This is a genomic window from Streptomyces sp. NPDC059866, assembly GCF_042731325.1.
Classification (GTDB): domain Bacteria; phylum Actinomycetota; class Actinomycetes; order Streptomycetales; family Streptomycetaceae; genus Streptomyces; species Streptomyces flavusporus.
In genome coordinates this window covers 1-1163 of record NZ_JBHWJT010000140.1, presented here as the reverse complement: position 1 = coordinate 1163, position 1163 = coordinate 1, and the positions used below count along the sequence as shown (strand labels likewise).

Below are 1163 nucleotides of genomic sequence, written 5' to 3'. Positions count from 1 at the left end.
GCGTTGACGCCGGAGGTGGACGGTGTGCTGGGGCGGTATCCGCTGCGGGAGTTGGTGACGGCGTCCGAGCCGTTGCCGCTGCTGGTGGAGCGGGAGCGGGCGCTGTTCGGGTCCTGGTACGAGTTCTTCCCCCGCTCGGAGGGCACGCCGGAGGGTGCGCACGGCACGTTCCGCACCGCCGCGCGCCGGCTGCCGGTGATCGCCCGGATGGGGTTCGACGTGGTGTACCTGCCGCCCGTCCACCCGATCGGCAGCACCTTCCGCAAGGGCCGCAACAACACCCTGTCCCCCGCCCCGGAGGATGTGGGGGTGCCGTGGGCGATCGGCTCGCCGGAGGGCGGGCACGACGCGGTGCACCCGCAACTGGGCACGCTGGAGGACTTCGACTGGTTCGTCGACCGGGCGCGGGCGCTGGGTCTGGAGGTGGCGCTGGACTTCGCGTTGCAGTGTTCGCCGGATCATCCGTGGGTGGACAAGCACCCGGAGTGGTTCCGGCACCGCCCGGACGGGTCGATCGCGTATGCGGAGAACCCGCCGAAGAAGTACCAGGACATCTACCCGATCGCCTTCGACCGGGACATGGACGGTCTGGTCGCGGAGACGGTGCGGGTGCTGCGGCACTGGATGGCGCACGGGGTGCGGATCTTCCGGGTGGACAATCCGCACACCAAGCCGGTGGTGTTCTGGGAGCGGGTGATCGCGGACATCAACCGCAGCGACCCGGATGTGGTCTTCCTGGCGGAGGCGTTCACCCGGCCGGCGATGATGCACACCCTGGCGCAGATCGGGTTCCAGCAGTCGTACACGTACTTCACCTGGCGCACCAGCAAGCAGGAGCTGACGGAGTACCTGACGGAGCTGTCGGGCGAGGCGGCGGCCTACATGCGGCCGAACTTCTTCGTCAACACGCCCGACATCCTGCACGCCTACCTGCAGCACGGCGGCCGCCCGGCGTTCGAGGTCCGCGCGGTCCTCGCCGCGACCCTGTCGCCCACCTGGGGGGTGTACTCGGGCTACGAGCTGTGCGAGAACACGCCGCTGCGCGAGGGCAGCGAGGAGTACCTGGACTCGGAGAAGTACCAGCTCAAGCCCCGCGACTGGGAGACCGCCGAACGCGAGGGACGCACCATCACCCCCCTCATCACCAAGCTCAACACCATCCG

At 69.4% G+C, this 1163-nt stretch carries 1 pseudogene; it reads left to right on the top strand.

Features of this window, described 5'->3' with window-relative positions:
• Positions 1–1163 (top strand): annotated as a pseudogene (locus ACFV7R_RS47110) (alpha-1,4-glucan--maltose-1-phosphate maltosyltransferase); the annotation flags it as partial.